Raw genomic sequence first — 17,570 nt, 5'->3', positions numbered from 1 at the left:
GCCCCGGTAGCCACGACCCCTCGTGGCGGCACCTTGCCGGAGCACTCCCCAGGACGGACCTGAGCATCGCGCGTCCCGCCCGCGGCAGAACGCCTCTTCCGAACAGGCCGGCGCCGGTCAAGCCCGCAGCCGGCGCGGGTACGGCCGGCCTGTTCGGAAAGCGCTGCCCGCCATATTTTCCCCGCAATTCGGTCATTTCCCGACGAAAATTACAACACCATACATCCCTCGTGTAGCCTTGTTTTCGGGTCAATCGCCGCGGTGACCGGCCCTGACCGGCAAGACGACCCCCAGAGCGCGTGTGGGGGGTGCGAGGAGCATGAGCGTCCAGGAGCGGCTGCTCTACCAGGACGAGCAACTGACGATCACGATGGCGACGACGCCGGGGGTACCGGCCGTCACGCTCATCGGCGAGATCGACGCCTCCAACAGCCCCGCGCTGGCCAGCACGCTGGCGAGCTGCCGACAGGGCACCTACATCGTGGTCGACACCGGATCCCTCTCCTTCATCGACGTCTCCGGGCTGCGCGTGCTCGTCATGCCCACCCTGCCGCCCTCACAACGCTGGATCCGCCTGCACAACGTCACGCCGGACCAGCGGAGGCTGCTGCGCATGATGGGCTGGTTCTACCAGCCCCAGGTCCACCACGCGCCCCTGTAGCGCCGACGATCGCGGCCGAGGTGCCGAGCCCGCTCGGCCCGCCCAGCCGCCACCGAGCCGGGCGGTGGTGACGCAGCAGCGACGCCTCGTCGTAGCGGAAGCAGCCCCGATGCCAGTTCAGGGTCGCGGCCAGCCAGTCACGCAACCCCGCCACGAACGCGTCCACGTCGCGGCGCGCGTCGGAGTCGAGACCGAGGTCGTCGCAGACGATCGGCACCTCGTGCTCGACGATGTGCTCGAACTGCCGCACCCGCGAGGCGCACAGGTCGTTGACGATCTTCACCGCCGTCGGGTAGTCGCAGTCGAAGAAGCTGCGCACCACCAGGACGCCGTTGTGCACCTCGCCCGCGAACTCGACCTCCTTCTGGTAGGAGAACATGTCGTTGAGCAGCGTCCCGGCGTCGATCAGCGCGTTCCGCAGCGCCACCACCGGCCCGCTGTCGTAGAACGCGGCCGGGATGCTCTCGGGGCGGCGCAGCCGCGACAGGATCGTCGTCAGCGGGGCGCCGAAGCCCGTCCTGCGCATCTCCACGCAGTCGACCGGGTCGGGGATGTGGCGGGCGACCTCGGCGGCCAGCTTCCACAACCAGCCCTCCAGCATCTCCTCGACCGCCGTGCGCAGCCTGCGCCGGTCGCCGGGCGGCAGCGGGCCGATCGTGCGCGCCCACACGTCCCCCAGCCCGCGCTCGACCGCGTTGGCCGGCTGCGGTGCGGGCGTGCCGTCGAGCGGCATGAACTGCCCCAACCTGGCCACCGCCAGCGTGGCCGCCGCCAGGTTCCGCGACCGGGCGTAGACGGCGGAGAAGTAGTCGTCGCTGTAGGTCCCCCAGGCCAGCCAGAACGAGGTCACGTTCAGTTCCTCGGGCGTGGCGTCGGGGTGCTGCCCGGCCGCGCACAGCGGCAGGTCGTTGTCGATCAGCCTGGCCTCGTCCCACACCGCCGAGCCCACCACGCCGTGCTGCGGTTCGAGCATGCCCATCGCCGTGCACCAGGCCACGGTGTCGCGCCGGGCCGCGTCCAGGTGCGGCGAGAGCCTCAGGTCGAACGGCATGTACAGCTCGGGGACCCGCGACGGCCCCACCCGCTGGTACGGCACGTGCGCCAGGCCGCGCAGCCGCTTGGCCCCCGGCACCTCCACCGGCGCCGGCATGCCGAGCGGCCGGCCGGAGCGGGCCCGCTCGTTCATGTAGCGGCTGGAGCGCATGTGCCACTCGTGCCCGCCCGACTGCCAGTCCTGCAACCCCTTCACGTACGCCAGCACCCCGGCCGCGCTGACCGGGTCGATGGCGTGCGCCGCGAACAGCGGCCCCAGCTCGAAGACCGTCGTGTGCTCGAACTGCTGCAACCGCGAGGTCAGCAGGTCGTTGACCGCGTTCGCGGCCTCCTGCGTGCCGCACCCGAGGAAACGCTCCAGCACCAGCACCCCGTTGCTCAGCTCACCCTCGTCGCCGACCTCGCGCTGGTAGGAGAACAGGTCGTTACGCAGGTGCACGGCGTCGGAGAAGGAGTCGCGCAGCACCCGCATCGGCCGGGTACGCGCCAGCCTGGCCGGTACTTCGGCCCGCACCGCGTGCTCGACGAGCCCCGCCGACCAGGGCGCGCCGCCGACCTTGCGGCGCATCTCGATGTACTCGACCGGGTTGGCCACCCGGCCGCTGTTGATGTTGGCCAGCTCCCACATCGACTCGTTCAGCAGGTTGCGGGTGCTCTCCGCGAACCGGGCGCGCCAGTCAGGCGACATGCCGGGCACCGTACGCGGCCACAGGTCGGCCAGGCCCGCCTCGACCGGGTTCACCGGCTCGGGCACGGTCAGGTCGGAGTCCATGGGCATGAAGCCGGCCAGCCGGTCGAGGTACTCCTTACCGCCCCGCAGGTCGCCGGTGCGCTTGAAGACCTCCAGGAAGTGATCGTCGAAGAAGAACACCCACACGTACCAGTCGGTGATCAGGCTGAGCTCGGCGCCGTCGCAGTCGGGATGGGTGTAGGCGCACAGCAGCGCGTAGTCGTGGGCGTCGAGATCGGCCTCCGCCCAGACGCCGGAGCCTTCGAGCATGCCCATGTCGCGCGCCCACCGCTTGGAGTGCGCGCGGGCCTCTTCGAGATGCGGGTTGAGCCGGGCCGGATACGGCAGGTAGAAGTCCGGCAGTTCGAACGGCTGGGTCATCGTCACTCCTCCACAGGTACGGTCGCGCGGAACCCCCTCCCACAGCAGGGCCGGCACCGACGAACTCGCGGTGCCGGCCTGCGACAGGCAAGCGGACGGGTCAGCCGTTCCTGCCGAGCTCGACGTCCTCCAGCACGCCGAGCGCGTCGGGCACCAGGACGGCGGCCGAGTAGTAGGCGCTGACCAGGTAGGAGATGACGGCCTTCTCATTGATGTTCATGAAACGCACCGACAAGCCGGGCTGGTACTCGTCGGGGATGCCGGTCTGGTGCAGGCCGACCACACCCTGGTTCTCCTGCCCGGTCCGCATGAGCAGCATCGACGTCGTCCGCGTGCCGGACACCGGGATCTTGTTGCTCGGGAAGATCGGCACGCCTCGCCACGCCGGCACCTGATGCCCGCCGACCTCGATGGACTGCGGGTAGACGCCGCGCTTGCTGCACTCGCGGCCGAAGGCGGCGATGGCCTGCGGGTGCGCCAGGAAGAACGACGGGTCCTTCCACACCTTGGCCAGCAGGTCGTCGAGGTCGTCGGGGGTGGGCGGGCCGGAGCGGGTGCGGATGCGCTGGCCGAAGTCGGCGTTCGAGAGCAGGCCGAAGTCCTTGTTGTTGACCAGCTCGTCCTCCTGCCGCTCGCGCAGGGCCTCGATCGTGAGGCGGAGCTGCTGGTCGAGCTGGCTCATCGGCTGGTTGTACAGGTCGGAGACCCGGCTGTGCACGCGCAGCACCGTCTGGGCCACGCTCAGCTCGTACTCGCGCGGGCTCTGCTCGTAGTCCACGAACGTGCCGGGCAGCACGGCCTCGCCGACGTGGCCGGACGACAGGTTGATCGCCGCCTCGCCGTAGTCGTTCTGCTCGTGGTCGCCGCTGGTGCGCCAGTTCTCGATGTGCTCGCGCAGCGTCGGCGACTGCTCGGCGATGCGGTCGAAGTCCTGCTTGGACAGGGTGAGCACGGTCGTGGCGGTCCTGGCCCGCGCGCTGAAGTCGTGGGTGCCGCCCTGCGCCAGCGTCTGCTCGCCGAAGTAGTCGCCGTCGGCCAGCACGCCGAGGTTCTGGTCGTCGCCGTACGCGCCCTGCCCCACCTTGCCGACGCGGCCGTGCGCGATCAGCACGAGCTGGTTCACCTCGCCGCCCTCGGCGACGATCTCCTCGCCCGCCTCCAGCTCACGCTGGGTGAAGCGGCCGGCCAGCGCTTCGAGCACCTCCATGTCGTCGAACCCGCGCAACATGGGCAGCTCGGTCAGCTCGGCGGGGATGACCCGCACCTCGGAGCCGGTGGTGCTGAAGGTGATGCGGCCGTCGCCCAGCGTGTACGTCAGTCGCCGGTTCACCCGGAACACGCCGCCGGAGCACTGCACCCACGGCAGCAGCTTCAGCAGCCACCGGGTGGTGATCTCCTGCATCTGCGGCGGCGTCTTGGTGGTCGTCGCGAGCTGCTTGGCGGCATCGGTGCTGAGGCTGAGCTGCCCCTGCCCGTTACCGTTCTCGGGCGTCGCCGAGTGGGTCGTTTCGGTCATGCTGTTGCACCGCCATTCTCGGATGTGGGCTCTAGCCCGGGTTGCGGTCGGAACGGAGTTCCAGTGGGAGCGAGAAGGTGAGGGTCTCCTCGGTCAGGGTCACCGACTCCACGTCGGCGTAGCCGCGGGCGGAGAGCCAGTCCAGTAACTCGGAGACCAGCCCCTCCGGCACCGAGGCGCCGGAGCTCACCCCGACGGTCCGCACGCCGTCGAGCCACCGCTCGTCGGCGTGGGCCGCCCGGTCGACCAGGTGGGCCGCGCCCGCGCCCGCGTTCAGCGCGACCTCGACCAGCCGCTGGGAGTTGGAGGAGTTCGCCGAGCCGACGACGATCACCAGTTCGCAGTGCGGGGCGATCGCGGTGATGGCCTCCTGGCGGTTCTGGCTGGCGTAGCAGATGTCGTCGCTCGGCGGATCGACCAGGTCGGGGAAGCGCTTGCGCAGTTCGCCGACGGCCCGCATGGCCTCGTTCACGGACAGGGTGGTCTGCGACAGCCAGCTCACCCGCCCCGAGCCGCCGGCCGTCAGCTCCTCGGGCCTGGCCGGGTCCATGACGTGGATGTGCTCGGGGGCCTCGCCGAGCGTGCCCTCGACCTCCTCGTGCTCGGCGTGGCCGATGAGGACGATCTCGTAGCCCGCCTCGGCCATCCGCACGGCCTCTTTGTGCACCTTGGTGACCAGCGGGCAGGTGGCGTCGATCGTGCGCAGCCCGCGCTCCGACGCCGCCTGTTTCACCGCCGGCGCGACACCGTGGGCGGAGAAGACGACCAGCGCCCCGTCGGGGACCTCGTCGAGTTCCTCGACGAAGACCGCGCCGCGATGGCTCAGGTCGTCCACCACGAAGGTGTTGTGCACGATCTGTTTACGCACGTACACCGGTGCTCCGAAGCGCTTGAGCGCCTCTTCCACGGTGAGGATCGCGCGCTCGACGCCCGCGCAGTAGCCGCGCGGGGCCGCGAGTAGTACCCGGCCCATGGTGGGATGCCCCTTACTTGGTGCGGTGCGCGAGCTGGTCGGCCATCTGCGCCAGCACGCCTGCGGCCTCCGGCTTGATCTGGGCCTCGCCCAGCGCCGTCATGGCCTCGCGCACGCGGGTTTCGATCATTGCCTCGACGCGGGCCAGCGCGCCGGTGTCGATCAGGATCTGCCGCACCTCGGCCGCGCGCTCCTCGGTCAGCGCGGGGTTGCCGTGCCAGGACCTGAGGTGGCCGAGCTGGGCGGGGGAGGCGCTCTGCACGGCGTAGGCGTACATCACGGTCTGCTTGCCCTCGCGCAGGTCGTCGAGCGCCGACTTGCCGGTCTCCGACGACGAGCCGAACGTGCCGAGCACGTCGTCGCGGAGCTGGAACGCCTCGCCCAGCGGCACCCCGAACCCGGAGTACGAGTCCAGCAGGTCCATCGGGGCGCCGGCCAGCGCGCCGCCGATCTGCAGCGGCCGTTCGACGGTGTACTTGGCGCTCTTGTAGCGGATCACCATCAGCGCCTCGGACTCCGTGGCGCCCGCGCGGAGCTGGGCCAGGACGTCGAGGTACTGGCCGCTGATGACCTCGGTGCGCATGGCGTCGAACAGGTGGTGGGCGGCCCGCAGCCGGGGCGCCAGCACACCGCACGACGACAGCAGCGCGTCGGACCAGGCCAGCGCGAGCGTGCCGAGCAGGATGCCGCCCGCCCGCCCGAACGCCTCCGCGCCCGGACCCTGGTGCAGGTCCGTCAGGCTCCTGTGCACGGTGGCCTGGCCGCGGCGCAGGTTGCTGCCGTCCATGATGTCGTCGTGGATCAGCAGGCCCGCGTGGCACAGCTCCAGGGACGCGGCGGCGCTGATGATCTCCTCGCAGTCGTCGCCGCCCGCGCCGCGCCAGCCCCAGTAACAGAGCTGCGGACGTACGCGCTTGCCGCCGCCGAGGATGAACTCGGCCAGCAACCCGAAGGCGGCCTCGACGCCCGGATCGGATACGGGGTTACGCCAGGAGTCGAGGAACCCGCTCAGCCTCCGGTCGATCCGTGAACCGAGGGAGTGCTGGGTGAAGCCAACCGGCATACGCGCGGCTCCTTCTGTCAGTCCGTCACTACCCCTAGTTACTCACTGAATACACACAGTGTAAAGTGTCTTTTGCCGCTCAAGCTTTCTTTTGCCACAGCAGTCCCACTGTCTGGGGATGTCATGAAGACCCTGCTGACCCACCTCGCCACCCCCGATGACCTGCGCGCACTCCCCGCCGAGCTGCTTGCGGGGCTGGCCCGTGAGATCCGAGAATTCCTCATCGACAAGGTGAGCGCCCGAGGCGGTCACCTCGGCTCCAACCTCGGCATCGTGGAGATCACGATCGCGCTGCACCGGGTCTTCGACTCGCCCGGCGACGCGATCGTGTTCGACACCGGCCACCAGGCGTACGTCCACAAGATCCTCACCGGCCGCCGCGACGCCTTCGACCGGTTGCGCCTCCGGGGCGGCCTGAGCGGCTACCCCAGCCGCGAGGAGTCCGTCCACGACCACATGGACAGCTCCCACGCCTCCACCGCGCTCGCCTACGCCGACGGCATGGCCAAGGCGCGCGGCATCGCCGGCGGCGACGCCAGGGCGGTGGTCGCGGTGATCGGCGACGGCGCGCTCACCGGCGGGGTCGCCTGGGAGGCGCTCAACAACCTCGGCGCGGCCCGGCACCGGCCGGTCATCGTCGTGCTCAACGACAACGGCCGCTCGTACGCGCCGACGGTCGGGGGCTGCGCCGACCATCTCGGCCGGCTGCGCACCTCCTCAGGTGTCACCGTCTTCGACAACCTCGGCCTGCGTTACCTCGGCCCGGTCGACGGGCACGACATCGAGGCCCTGGAACGTGCCATGCGGGCGGCCCGCGAGCTGCGCGCGCCCGTGGTGATCCACTGCCTGACCCGCAAGGGGTTCGGCTACGAGCCCGCCGAGCGGGACCTCGACGAGCACCTGCACGCGATCCCGGTCACCGACCCGGAGACCGGCCGGCCGCTGGCCGTGCCCAGGGACACCTGGACGCACGCCTTCGCCCGCCACCTGTGCGCGCTGGGCGAGCGCCGCCACGACCTGGTCGCCGTCACCGCTGCGATGCCGGGCCCGACCGGGCTGGCCGAGTTCGGCCGGCGCTTCCCCGAGCGCATGTTCGACGTCGGCATCGCCGAGCAGCACGCCATGGCCTCGGCCGCGGGCCTGGCCATGAGCGGCCTGCATCCGGTGGTCGCCGTCTACGCCACGTTCCTCAACCGCGCGGTCGACCAGGTGCTGATGGACATCGCCCTGCACCGCCTGCCCGTCACGCTGGTGCTCGACCGGGCCGGGATCACCGGTCCCGACGGGCCCAGCCACCACGGCATGTGGGACCTCGCGGCGCTGTCCGTCGTGCCCGGCATGCGGGTGGCCGCACCGCGCGACGCGGTCCGCCTGTCCGAGCTGCTGGAGGAGGCCGTGGAGCACCACGGCCCCACGGCGCTGCGCTTCCCCAAGGCCGCGGCCGGGCCGGAGATCCCGCCCGCGGGCAACATCGGCCAGGTGGACGTGCTCTCCGCCACCGGCCAGGACGTGCTGGTCGTGGCCGTCGGGCCGATGGCCGGGCCGTGCCTGAGCGCCGCCGAGACGTTGTCGGCCGCGGGCCTCGGCGTGACCGTGGTCGATCCGCGCTGGGTCATCCCGGTCTCCGCCGACCTGCGCCGCGCGGTCTGCGGCAGCCGCCTGGTCGTGACGGTCGAGGACGGCATCGCCGCCTCCGGGGCCGGCGCCCTGGTCCGGCAGGTCTGCGCGCCGGGTCAGCACGTGCTCAACCTGGGCCTGCCGTGCGAGTTCATCCCCCAGGGCAGCCGCTCGGAGCTGCTCGCCGAGGCCGGGCTGACCGGCCAGGGCATCGCGTACGCCGTCAGAAAGGAACTGAACCGATGGCCGCTGTAGAGCTCGGTCTTCCCGCCGCCCGCCGTTCGAGGCGCGCCTGCCGGCAGGTCATGGTGGGGGACGTGCCGGTCGGCGGCGACGCCCCGGTCTCCGTGCAGTCGATGACCACCACCGTCACGGCCGACGTCGACGCCACGCTGCGGCAGATCGCCGAGCTGACCGCGGCCGGATGCCAGATCGTCCGGGTGGCGGTGCCGTCGCAGGACGACGCCGACGCGCTCGCCGACATCGCGCGCAAGTCGCAGATCCCGGTCATCGCCGACATCCATTTCCAGCCGAAGTACGTCTTCGCCGCGATCGACGCCGGCTGCGCGGCGGTGCGGGTCAACCCCGGCAACATCAAGAAGTTCGACGACCGGGTGGGTGAGATCGCGCGGGCGGCGGCCGGCAGCGGCGTGTCCGTCCGGATCGGGGTCAACGCCGGCTCGCTCGACCCGCGGCTGCTGGCCAGGCACGGCAGGGCCACGCCGCAGGCGCTGGTGGAGTCGGCGCTGTGGGAGTGCTCGCTGTTCGAGGAGCACGGCTTCCGCGACATCAAGATCTCGGTCAAGCACCACGACCCGCAGGTGATGATCGCCGCCTACCGGCTGCTGGCCGCGCGCTGCGACTACCCGCTGCACCTGGGCGTGACCGAGGCCGGGCCGCTCATGCAGGGCACGGTCAAGTCGGCGGTGGCCTTCGGGGTGCTGCTCGACGAGGGGATCGGCGACACGATCAGGGTGTCGCTGTCGGCGCCTCCGGTGGAGGAGGTCAAGGTCGGCATCGGGATCCTGGAGTCGCTCGGGCTGCGGGAGCGGCGGCTGGAGATCGTCTCCTGCCCGTCGTGCGGGCGGGCCCAGGTCGACGTCTACACGCTCACCGACCGGGTGAGCGCGGCGCTCGACGGGTTCCCGTACCCGCTGCGGGTGGCGGTGATGGGCTGCGTGGTCAACGGGCCGGGCGAGGCCAGGGAGGCCGATCTGGGCGTGGCCTCGGGCAACGGCAAGGGCCAGATCTTCGTCAAGGGCGAGGTGGTCAAGACGGTTCCCGAGTCGCAGATCGTGGAGACGCTGGTCGAGGAGGCCATGCGCATCGCCGAGGAACACGAGCGCGGGTGATTCCCGGGCCGGGGAGAGGGCTCCCCGGCCCGGATCCCGTCAGACGCGCTGCCAGAGCGCCGGCACGTTCGGCGGCTCCCAGCCCGCCTGCGCGGTGTGGCCCTGCAGGCACCGGTACGTCGCCCCGCCGTAGGTGACGGTGGCGCCCGCCGCGTACGCGGTGCCGGCGGCCCACGTGCCGCCCGGGACGGTCGGCGAGCCGGTCGGCTCACCGCCGCCCTGTGTGGCCAGGGTCAGCCCGTAGGTGGACAGGATCTCGTTGACCGGCTGGAAGTACGTCGTGCCGCCCGAACTGCAGTTGCCCGAGCCGCCGGACGTCACGCCCTGGGCCTGGTCGCCGGAGATGAACGAGCCGCCCGAGTCGCCGGGCTCGGCGCACACGCTGGTCCTGGTGACCCCGCTGACCGTGCCCTGCGGGTAGGTGACGCTGGTGTTGAGCTGCTGCACCGAGCCGCAGTGCCACTGGGTGGTCGAGCCCGAGCGGCAGACCGACGAGCCCGGCTGGGTCACGGTCGAGCCGCGCACCGGCAGCAGGCCGGCGGAGTAGCCGTTCACCACGCCGGTGGGCGTCCACTGCGTGTTGACCTCGACCCAGGCGTAGTCGTTGCCCGGGAAGGAGGAGCCGCGGAAGGTGCCCTGCGCCACCTGGTTGGCGCCGGACGTGGTGGCACCCGTGGTGCCGCAGTGGCCCGCGGTGACGAAGCCGCCCTGGGAGCCGGCCCTGGTCACCGGGAAGCCGACCGAGCAGCGCGAGCCGGTGCCGATGTAGTAGGCGTCGCCGCCGCGTACGTCGTAGTAGGGGAGCGGACGCTCGTCCGAGCGCAGCACGCGCACGGCGGAGGGGTCGGCGCCGGCGGCCCGTGCCCAGGCGGCGGCCTTGGCGGGGGTGGAGGTCAGGACGACCACGGTGTTGTCGACGACGTCCACGTACCAGACGGGCGCGGTGGCCGGGGCCTTGGCCGCGGCACGGTCGAGGGCGGCCTTGGCCTGGTCGAGCCGGTCGAGCGAGCGGGTGACCACGCGGGCCTCGACGCCGGCGGCCGTGAGGGCGGCCGACTTCGACGGGTCGGTGGTGGCGGCGACCGGGGTGGAGGTGGGGCCGGTGACCCAGGTGCCCGCGTACGACGGGCCGAGCAGCGACCTGAGCGCGGGCTCGATGCCGGCCGCGGCGGCCTCGTTCGCCAGGCGTTCGGTGGCCTGCTCGGCGGTGACGCCCAGGTCGCGGGCGAGCGCGCCGACGAGGCCGGGCGGGGGGTCGGCGGTGATGGACGCGCTCGCCCTGGCCGCGGCGAACAGGGTGCCGTCAGGGCCGCCTCCGGCGGCCAGCGCGACGGCGGGGACGGTGATCAGGGCGACGGCGGCCAGCGTGATGCCCGCCGTCAGGGTCTTTCTGGGGAGCATTGACGACTCTCCTCGTACTGGGGGGTGTCGTCACCGTACGAGACCCGATACGAGGAGTGGTCGTGTCAAAAACCACCTATCACGGTGTTATGGCGGATCGCTCCTGGTCAGGCAGTTGCTCGTCGGGGAGCTCGAACGTCATGCCGTGGCTGCTGGTCACGGTGATCACGCGCCGCCGCAACAGGGCGCTCACGTGGGTGGCGACGTCCTGGAAGTCGCGCTGGCCACCGGGGGTGTCGACGGCGGCCAGGCGCACCGAGCCCTTCTCGAGCAGTTCCCTGGCCAGCCATTCGCTCATGGTGACGAGGAAGCGCGCCTTTTCGTCGGGGGTGAGCGGCGTGGGCTCTCTGCGTTCCATGCAGCGCAGTCTAGGACGGGCACCACGCCCCGACCTGTTTGTTGCGCTATGTGGGGGTATGCGGCATTTATGAAGGCAGTCACCTGGCACGGCAAGCGGGACGTCCGGGTCGAGGAGGTCCCCGACCCGGCAGTCAAGGAGCCCAACGACGCGATCATCAGGGTGACCAGCACCGGGATCTGCGGCTCCGACCTGCACCTGTACGAGGTGCTCGGACCGTTCATGGCCGAGGGCGACATCCTCGGCCACGAGCCCATGGGCGTCGTCGAGGAGGTCGGGGCCGGTGTCGGCGACCTCAAACCCGGCGACCGCGTGGTCATTCCGTTCACCATCTCGTGTGGCCACTGCCACATGTGCGGGATGCAGCTCTACGCGCAGTGCGAGACCACCCAGGTACGCGAGCAGGGCATGGGCGCCGCCCTGTTCGGCTACACCAAGCTCTACGGCCGGGTGCCCGGCGGGCAGGCCGAGTACCTGCGGGTGCCCGAGGCCCAGTTCGGCCCGATCAAGGTGCCCGAGGGGCCGCCCGACGAGCGCTTCCTCTACCTGTCCGACGTGCTGCCGACCGCCTGGCAGGCCGTCGCGTACGCGGAGATCCCCGAGGGCGGCAGCGTCGCCGTCTTCGGCCTCGGGCCCATCGGCCAGATGAGCGCCCGCATCGCCCACCACCTCGGCTACCGCGTGATCGGCGTGGACGGCGTCACCGCCCGCCTGGAGATGGCCCGCCGCCACGGCATCGAGGTCATCGACGCCAGCGAGGTCCACGACGTGCCCGAGGAGATCAGGCAGCGCACCTCGGGGCGCGGCACCGACTCCGTCATCGACGCCGTCGGCATGGAGGCCCACGGCTCGCCCGCCGCCAAGATCGCCCAGACGCTCACCGGGCTGCTGCCCGACGCGATGGCCGCGCCGCTCATGTCGAACGCCGGGATCGACCGGCTGGCGGCGCTCAACCAGGCCATCGACTCCGTCCGGCGCGGTGGCGTCATCTCGATCATCGGCGTGTACGGCGGCATGACCGACCCGATGCCGATGCTGCGCCTGTTCGACAAGGGCGTCTCGCTGCGCATGGGGCAGGCCCACGTCAAACGGTGGATCCCGGCGCTGATGCCGCTGGTGACCGACGACTCCGACCCGCTCGGGGTCATGGACCTCACCACGCACCGGCTGTCGCTGGACCAGGCGCCCCAGGCGTACGAGATGTTCCAGAAGAAGCGGGACGGGGCCGTGAAGATCCTGCTCCGGCCCTGAGATCCGCGGGGTTTCACCACCGGCGGCCAGGGCAGCGGAGCAGCCATGAGAGTCGTGGTGGTGGGGGCAACCGGCAATGTCGGCACCAGCCTGGTACGCGCGCTGGCCGCCGACAGCGGAGTGACCTCGATCGTCGGGGTCGCCCGCCGGTTGCCCGGCTGGCGGATCGACCGCACCGACTGGCGGCAGGCCGACGTCGCCACCGCCGACCTGACCCGCATCTTCGACGGCGCCGACGCCGTGGTGCACCTGGCCTGGCTGTTCCAGCCGACCAGGGACCCCGCGGTCACCTGGCGGGCGAACGTGCTCGGCAGCATGCGCGTCTTCCGCGCCGCCGCCGAGGCCGGGGTGCCCGCCCTGGTGCACGCCTCCTCCGTGGGGGCGTACTCGCCGGGGCCCAGGGACCGGCCCGTGGACGAGAGCTGGCCCACGCACGGCTGGCCCGGGGCCGCGTACGGGCGGGAGAAGGCGTACGTCGAACGGGTGCTCGACGTCTTCGAGCACGATCACCCCGCCGTCCGGGTCGTCCGCATGCGGCCCGGGTTCGTCTTCCAGCGGGCCGCGGCCAGCGAGCAGCGCAGGCTGTTCGCCGGGCCGCTGGTGCCGCGGCGGCTGTTCAGGACGGGCCGCATCCCGTTCGTGCCCGACGTTCCCGGGCTGCGGTTGCAGGTGGTGCACGCCGACGACGCGGCGCAGGCGTACCGGCTGGCCGTCACCGAGCCCGTGCGGGGCGCGTTCAACATCGCCGCCGAGCCCGTGCTCGACGCGAACGACCTGGCCAGGATGGTGGGCGCGCGGACGGTCAGGGTCCCGCGCGGCCTGGCCACCGCCGCCATGGCCGCCGGCTGGCACCTGCGGCTCGTGCCCGCCGCGCCGGGACTGCTGGAACTCGCCCTGCGCATCCCGGTCATGAAGACCGAACGGGCCAGGGAGGTGCTCGGCTGGCGTCCGCGGCACTCCTCCGAGGAGGCCGTCAGAGAGCTGCTGGACGGGCTGCGCGAGGGCGCGGGCATGGAGACCGCGCCGCTGGCTCCGGAGAGAGCTGGCCCGGTCGCCCGCGTACGGGAACTGGCCGCGGGCATCGGCGGACGTCCGTAATGAGTTGACTGCGTGTAAGGTCCTGTCGCTCGGGGAACAGGATGACCACGCGAGGTCCAGAAGCGCGGCCTGCGTGTCGAGGAGACGACACGGAGGAAGCGCATGCCCACCTTGATCGCCCAGATGTTCACCCTCCAGGACGTGACCCCGCTGCGCCACGTGGTGGCCGAGCAGGCGGCCGACTGCGGGCTGCGCGGGCCCCGGCTCGACGACTTCGTGCTCGCCGTGCACGAGAGCGTGGTCAACGCCGTCGAGCACGCGGGCGGGTGGGGGCGGTTCAAGCTGTGGACGATCGACGGCGTCATCCGCTCCGAGACGAGCGACCGGGGGTCGGGCATCCCCGAGAGCTACGTCAACGGCGACGAGCGGCCGTCCGACTCGTCGTACACGGGGCGGGGGATCTACCTGATCCGCCGGCTGTGCGACGTGGCCGACTTCCGCACCGGGCCCGGCGGCACCACCGTCCTGCTCACCATGCGGTTACCGCGCCGGCCGGGCACGCAGACCCCCGACAGCCTGCGGCGCATCCGGGTGACCGCCCCAGGTGGCCGCCCGTTCGGTCACTTCACCGCCTGACCAGGGCCGCCGGGTAGGCTCCAGGTGTGAGCGGCGAACAGCTTCCCCCTCAGATCATCTCGCCCGTCCGGCGCATCGGGCGGCGGGAGTTCGACTTCGGGCGCCAGGTCGCCATCATGGCCATCGTCAACAGGACGCCCAACTCCTTCCACGACCAGGGCCGTACGTTCGAGCTCGACAGCGCCGTCGCCGCGGCGACGCGGGCCGTGGCCGCGGGCGCCGACTGGGTCGACATCGGCGGCTTCGCCTTCAGCGCCGCCCAGTCGCGGATCGAGGCGGCCGAGGAGATCGACCGGGTGGTCCCGGTCATCGCCAGGGTCAGAGCCGCCACCGACGCCGTGATCTCCGTCGACACCCACCGGCCCGAGGTGGCCGCGGCGGCCGTCGGGGCGGGCGCCGACGTCATCAACGACACCAACGGGCTGCGCGAGCCGGGCATGGCCGAGTTCGCGGCCGAGGCCGGCGTGTCCGTCGTGGTCACCCACAGCCTGGGCGGCCCCGGCCGGCGCGTCTTCCGGCCCAGCTACGCCGACGTGGTCTCGGAGGTGGCCGACTTCCTGCGCGAGCGCGTGTCCGCCGCGCTGAAGGCCGGCATCGCCCCCGACAAGATCATCATCGATCCCGGGCACGACCTCAACAAGAACACCTTCCACTCGCTGGAGCTGACGCGGCGGCTGGAGGAGATCACCGCCATCGGCTATCCGACCCTGGTGGCGCTGTCCAACAAGGACTTCATCGGCGAGACGCTCGACCGGCCCCAGGGGGAGCGCACGGAGGGGACGATCGCGGCCAACGTGATCTCCGTCCTCAAGGGGGCCCGCATCCTGCGCGTGCACGACGTGGCGGCCACGGTGGCGTCCGTCCGCATGGTGGAGGCCGTGCTGGGGTGGCGCGAGCCCGCGGCGCCCCGCCACAACCTGGCGTGAGGAGGATCCTTGACCGACCGTAAGCCCATCGGGATGCCCTTCGAGAGCTGGATCGACCGGCAGATCCGGGAGGCGGAGGAGCGCGGCGAGTTCGACGACCTGCCGGGCAAGGGCAAGCCGCTGTCGGGCGAGGGCCGGCCGCTCGACGAGATGTGGTGGCTCAGGCAGAAGATCGAGAGCGAGGGGCTGTCGATGCCCCTGCCGCCCACCCTCGCCCTGCGCAGGGACGCCGAGGCAGCCCTGGCCGAGGCGCGCGGGGCGCGTTCCGAGACCGAGGCCCGGCGCATCGTCGAGGAGATCAACCACCGGATTCGCGAGGCGATCCGCACGGGGCTGCCGGGGCCGCCGCTCAACCTGATGCCGTTCGACGCCGACGAGGTGGTCTCGCAGTGGCGGCGCGACCGCCGCTAATGGACCCGCCACCCGGCCGGGAACGCGGAGGAGGGAGCCCGGGCACGCGGCCCGGACCCCCTCCCGGTAGCCGAGAGGCCCGGGTCAGGCGGGCCTCTCCTGGCCGGCCGGGGGCCCGGGTCAGGCGGGTCCCCGGACGGCCGGGTCCAATCAGTTGACGGGCGGGTAGGCGTTGGCGAGAAGCTGACGGAACTGGGCGGAGAACCACTGGCCGGACAGCGGCGAGTCGGCCTTGGCCCCCGACATGTTGTTGCCGTTCAGGCTGTTGCCGGTGTATGTCGGGTCGCACATCCGGTCGAACTTCTTGCCCTCGTCGTTCGGGATGTCCCGGCTGGCGCCGTCGGACTCGCCCGGAGGCTTGATCCAGACGTAGGCGTCGAAGCCGGCGGCCGGGCTCGCGGTCGGGCGGGTGCCCAGGCCGGCGCCGTCCTGGTTGCACCAGTTGCCGGCGTGGATACGGCGGTCGACGCGCGACTGGTTGACGAAGTCGTCCATGACGGTCGAGGTGCTCGGCCCGCTCGGACGGGCGCTGCCGCCCCAGCCGTTGCGCGAGGTGTCGATCAGCATGCCGAGCCCCGACCGGAAGCCCTTGGCGACCAGCGCGTTGCGCAGGGCCGTGGCGAAGGTCTGCTCGTCGACGTAGTAGTTCCAGTCCACCCACTTCGACTGCCGGACCGACTGGCCGTTCACCGTGCTGTTGATGGTGAAGTACGGCTCGGTGGTGGCCGAGTAGTTGGCGGTGTTGACGATGAAGCCGTCCACGCTGTCCACGCCGGCGGTGGTGCCGGCGACGGTCTCGTAGAAGAGGTTCACGGACGGGGCGAAGTTCGAGTCCCAGCCCAGCCACGCGTGGTGGGCGGCGTCCACGTAGGTGTAGACGTTCGGGATGGCGTGCAGCGCGTTGAGCGCGTAGCGCACACCGTCGCGGTAGCCGCCGGCGCCGTTGGCCTCACGGCACTTGTCGAAGCTGTTGAGGTTGGTGACGAGGTTCGGCAGCGAGTCGGGCTCGATGATCGTGACGATGCGCAGGTTCGCGTACGCGGACTCGCGCATCATGGCCGCGATCGGGTCGATGTACTCGGCCTTGTAGCGGTTGAAGCCGTCCTGCGAGATGAGCAGCTCGCCGTTGGAGGCCAGCGCCGAGCAGTCCCGGTTGGGCAGGTTGTAGATGACGATCTGGATGGACAGCGGCGCGGAGCCGTTGGCGGCGTCCTGCCTGACGGCCTCGTCCAGGTGGGCGCGCAGGCCCATGGCGGAGGAGGAGCCGGCGATGGCGGCGATGCGGTCCATCCACACGGCGGTGGAGGTGTTGGCGACCGCCGAGCCGCCGGGCTCGGCCGCGGCCTTGGCGCTCCAGTTCGGGTTCACGTAGCCGGTGGCGCCGGCGTACGGGTTCTCGACGTGGGTGGGCGTGCTGCCGCCGTCGTCGTCGGCCTCGGTGGCGGTGACCGTGCGCGAGGTCAGGCCGGTGGCGGCCACGGTGATGGTGCGGCTGCCGTTCGTCGTGTCGGAGTCCTGCGCGGCGGCCAGGGTGACCGTCTGCGGGGTGTTCCAGTTCGCCGAGGTGAAGGTGAGGCTGGCGCCGGAGGAGACCGTGATGCTGGTGTCGCCGCTGCCCGCCGTCGAGGTGACGGTCACGTTGGAGCTGGGCTGGGCGGCCAGGCGCACGGTGTACGTGCCGGTCGAGCCTTCGGGCACGGTCACCGACGTGGGCGAGACGATGATCGACTGCTCGACGGTCGCGTCGTCGTCCACCTCGGTGGCGTTGACCGTGACGCCGGTGACCCCGGTGCCGCCGACGCTGAAGGCGGCGGTGCCCGCGGTGGTGTCGGCGTCCTGGGCCGCGGCCAGGGTGACGGTCTGCGCGGTGCTCCAGTTGCTCGGGGTGAAGGTGAGCGAGCCGCCCGAGCTGACGGTCAGGTCGGTGTCACCGCTGGTGCGGGCGGTGGTGACGGTGACGTTCGAGCTGGGCGCGGAGGAGAGCCGGACCGTGAACGAGGCGGTGCCGCCCTCGTTCACCGCGATCGCGCTGGAGGAGGTGATCACCGAAGGGGTGACCGGGCCGGTGCCGCCGCCGCAGGTGGTGTTGTTGACGGAGAAGGCCGTCGGGTTCGGGTTGGTGCCGGTCCAGGTGCCGTTGAAGCCGACGGAGACGGACGCGCCGGTGGCCAGGCTGCCGTTGTACGACAGGTTGGTGCCGGTC

Annotated in this window: 15 protein-coding genes; 8 read left to right on the top strand and 7 right to left on the bottom strand. The window is 71.6% G+C overall.

Going from position 1 to position 17,570, the window contains the following annotated elements:
* The first annotated feature begins 319 nt into the window (after positions 1-319).
* Complete coding sequence (locus FAF44_RS21730) at positions 320-661, top strand: STAS domain-containing protein (RefSeq protein ID WP_237105058.1); 342 nt, start codon at positions 320-322, stop codon at positions 659-661.
* Here the strand turns inward: FAF44_RS21730 and FAF44_RS21725 are convergent.
* The 4 genes from FAF44_RS21725 to FAF44_RS21710 form a co-directional block, all read right to left on the bottom strand.
* On the bottom strand, positions 585-2,825 hold the full coding sequence (locus FAF44_RS21725; protein ID WP_237105057.1) for a terpene synthase family protein: 2,241 nt from the start codon (positions 2,823-2,825) through the stop codon (positions 585-587). The two genes, FAF44_RS21730 and FAF44_RS21725, sit on opposite strands and share 77 nt — an antisense overlap.
* A 100-nt stretch (positions 2,826-2,925) precedes the next feature.
* On the bottom strand, positions 2,926-4,341 hold the full coding sequence (locus FAF44_RS21720; RefSeq protein WP_237105056.1) for a family 2B encapsulin nanocompartment shell protein: 1,416 nt from the start codon (positions 4,339-4,341) through the stop codon (positions 2,926-2,928).
* 31 nt (positions 4,342-4,372) lie between these two features.
* A complete protein-coding gene (locus FAF44_RS21715; RefSeq protein ID WP_237105055.1) occupies positions 4,373-5,314 on the bottom strand; it encodes a 4-hydroxy-3-methylbut-2-enyl diphosphate reductase in 942 nt (313 codons plus the stop codon).
* 13 nt (positions 5,315-5,327) lie between these two features.
* Positions 5,328-6,377, bottom strand: a complete 1,050-nt coding sequence (locus FAF44_RS21710) for a polyprenyl synthetase family protein (RefSeq protein ID WP_237105054.1) — start codon at positions 6,375-6,377, stop codon at positions 5,328-5,330.
* 123 nt (positions 6,378-6,500) lie between these two features.
* Here FAF44_RS21710 and FAF44_RS21705 point away from each other — a divergent pair, with 123 nt between their 5' ends.
* Positions 6,501-8,249, top strand: a complete 1,749-nt coding sequence (locus tag FAF44_RS21705) for a 1-deoxy-D-xylulose-5-phosphate synthase (RefSeq protein ID WP_308193356.1) — start codon at positions 6,501-6,503, stop codon at positions 8,247-8,249.
* The gene (gene ispG / locus FAF44_RS21700; RefSeq protein WP_237105053.1) at positions 8,237-9,346 is read left to right on the top strand and encodes a flavodoxin-dependent (E)-4-hydroxy-3-methylbut-2-enyl-diphosphate synthase; all 1,110 of its coding nucleotides are present in this window, start codon (positions 8,237-8,239) and stop codon (positions 9,344-9,346) included. Before FAF44_RS21705 ends, ispG begins: the two co-directional genes overlap by 13 nt.
* A 39-nt stretch (positions 9,347-9,385) precedes the next feature.
* Here the strand turns inward: ispG and FAF44_RS21695 are convergent, their stop codons facing one another.
* Both FAF44_RS21695 and FAF44_RS21690 read right to left on the bottom strand, forming a co-directional pair.
* Complete coding sequence (locus FAF44_RS21695; RefSeq protein ID WP_237105052.1) at positions 9,386-10,747, bottom strand: carbohydrate-binding protein; 1,362 nt, start codon at positions 10,745-10,747, stop codon at positions 9,386-9,388.
* A gap of 79 nt (positions 10,748-10,826) precedes the next feature.
* On the bottom strand, positions 10,827-11,105 hold the full coding sequence (locus tag FAF44_RS21690; protein ID WP_237105051.1) for a hypothetical protein: 279 nt from the start codon (positions 11,103-11,105) through the stop codon (positions 10,827-10,829).
* Between the two features lie 69 nt (positions 11,106-11,174).
* Between FAF44_RS21690 and FAF44_RS21685 the strand changes: the two genes are divergently transcribed.
* The 5 genes from FAF44_RS21685 (at position 11,175) to FAF44_RS21665 (ending at position 15,367) form a co-directional block, all read left to right on the top strand.
* Positions 11,175-12,356 carry a zinc-dependent alcohol dehydrogenase gene (locus FAF44_RS21685; protein ID WP_237105050.1) on the top strand — a complete coding sequence of 394 codons (1,182 nt, stop codon included), beginning with the start codon at positions 11,175-11,177 and terminating at the stop codon, positions 12,354-12,356.
* A gap of 45 nt (positions 12,357-12,401) precedes the next feature.
* Positions 12,402-13,454, top strand: a complete 1,053-nt coding sequence (locus tag FAF44_RS21680) for an NAD-dependent epimerase/dehydratase family protein (RefSeq protein ID WP_237105049.1) — start codon at positions 12,402-12,404, stop codon at positions 13,452-13,454.
* A 102-nt stretch (positions 13,455-13,556) separates the two neighbouring features.
* A complete protein-coding gene (locus FAF44_RS21675) occupies positions 13,557-14,030 on the top strand; it encodes an ATP-binding protein (protein ID WP_237105048.1) in 474 nt (157 codons plus the stop codon).
* Positions 14,031-14,056: 26 nt separating this feature from the next.
* The gene (folP, locus tag FAF44_RS21670; protein WP_237105047.1) at positions 14,057-14,956 is read left to right on the top strand and encodes a dihydropteroate synthase; all 900 of its coding nucleotides are present in this window, start codon (positions 14,057-14,059) and stop codon (positions 14,954-14,956) included.
* A 9-nt stretch (positions 14,957-14,965) separates the two neighbouring features.
* Positions 14,966-15,367, top strand: a complete 402-nt coding sequence (locus FAF44_RS21665; RefSeq protein ID WP_237105046.1) for a DUF1992 domain-containing protein — start codon at positions 14,966-14,968, stop codon at positions 15,365-15,367.
* 150 nt (positions 15,368-15,517) lie between these two features.
* Here the strand turns inward: FAF44_RS21665 and FAF44_RS21660 are convergent.
* Positions 15,518-17,570, bottom strand: a 2,053-nt coding sequence (locus tag FAF44_RS21660) for a glycoside hydrolase family 6 protein (protein ID WP_237105045.1), incomplete at its 5' end; no start/stop codon positions are given.

Source organism: Nonomuraea sp. MG754425, from assembly GCF_021699195.1.
Taxonomy (GTDB): domain Bacteria; phylum Actinomycetota; class Actinomycetes; order Streptosporangiales; family Streptosporangiaceae; genus Nonomuraea.
This window is presented reverse-complemented; position numbering and strand designations above follow the sequence as displayed.

What these genes read in the sequence shown, in the direction of transcription:
- FAF44_RS21730 (WP_237105058.1), top strand. Translation starts at nt 320, where the DNA reads ATGAGCGTCCAGGAGCGGCTGCTCTACCAGGACGAGCAACTGACGATC.
- FAF44_RS21685 (WP_237105050.1), top strand. Translation starts at nt 11,175, where the DNA reads ATGAAGGCAGTCACCTGGCACGGCAAGCGGGACGTCCGGGTCGAGGAG.
- FAF44_RS21715 (WP_237105055.1), bottom strand. Translation starts at nt 5,314, where the DNA reads ATGGGCCGGGTACTACTCGCGGCCCCGCGCGGCTACTGCGCGGGCGTC.
- FAF44_RS21675 (WP_237105048.1), top strand. Translation starts at nt 13,557, where the DNA reads ATGCCCACCTTGATCGCCCAGATGTTCACCCTCCAGGACGTGACCCCG.
- FAF44_RS21690 (WP_237105051.1), bottom strand. Translation starts at nt 11,105, where the DNA reads ATGGAACGCAGAGAGCCCACGCCGCTCACCCCCGACGAAAAGGCGCGC.
- FAF44_RS21725 (WP_237105057.1), bottom strand. Translation starts at nt 2,825, where the DNA reads ATGACCCAGCCGTTCGAACTGCCGGACTTCTACCTGCCGTATCCGGCC.
- FAF44_RS21705 (WP_308193356.1), top strand. Translation starts at nt 6,501, where the DNA reads ATGAAGACCCTGCTGACCCACCTCGCCACCCCCGATGACCTGCGCGCA.
- FAF44_RS21710 (WP_237105054.1), bottom strand. Translation starts at nt 6,377, where the DNA reads ATGCCGGTTGGCTTCACCCAGCACTCCCTCGGTTCACGGATCGACCGG.
- FAF44_RS21720 (WP_237105056.1), bottom strand. Translation starts at nt 4,341, where the DNA reads ATGACCGAAACGACCCACTCGGCGACGCCCGAGAACGGTAACGGGCAG.
- FAF44_RS21680 (WP_237105049.1), top strand. Translation starts at nt 12,402, where the DNA reads ATGAGAGTCGTGGTGGTGGGGGCAACCGGCAATGTCGGCACCAGCCTG.
- ispG (WP_237105053.1), top strand. Translation starts at nt 8,237, where the DNA reads ATGGCCGCTGTAGAGCTCGGTCTTCCCGCCGCCCGCCGTTCGAGGCGC.
- FAF44_RS21695 (WP_237105052.1), bottom strand. Translation starts at nt 10,747, where the DNA reads ATGCTCCCCAGAAAGACCCTGACGGCGGGCATCACGCTGGCCGCCGTC.